The sequence below is a fragment of the Bacillus sp. HY001 genome, from assembly GCF_007558965.1.
GTDB classification, from domain to species: domain Bacteria; phylum Bacillota; class Bacilli; order Bacillales; family Bacillaceae_G; genus Bacillus_A; species Bacillus_A mobilis.
Map to the genome: position 1 here is coordinate 1 of NZ_VLTE01000425.1, position 255 is coordinate 255.

At 36.9% G+C, this 255-nt stretch carries 1 protein-coding gene; it reads right to left on the reverse strand.

Going from position 1 to position 255, the window contains the following annotated elements:
• Positions 1-9: 9 nt before the first annotated feature.
• Positions 10-255 (reverse strand): DUF3947 family protein (locus FOT98_RS32085; RefSeq protein WP_260851172.1); only part of this gene is annotated, 246 nt, incomplete at its 5' end.

Consider the following 255-nt stretch of genomic DNA (forward strand, 5'->3'; position numbering starts at 1 on the left):
AAAATCTTTCTATAAATTGTATAGAGTTCCATGGGGAATTGTTGATATATATAACCCATCTGCTGAAATCACTATAGGATTGTAATATCCAGTAGATGTATAATGTTGTTGCATATGAGGATACATATAAGGATACGTGTGTTGTTGCATATGAGGATGCATTTGTTGTTGCATTTGCATTGCATGATGAACAGCGTGAAGAGTACCTTGCGCTGCACTATATGATATAGCCGTGGTACCTGCTTGAGGACGATA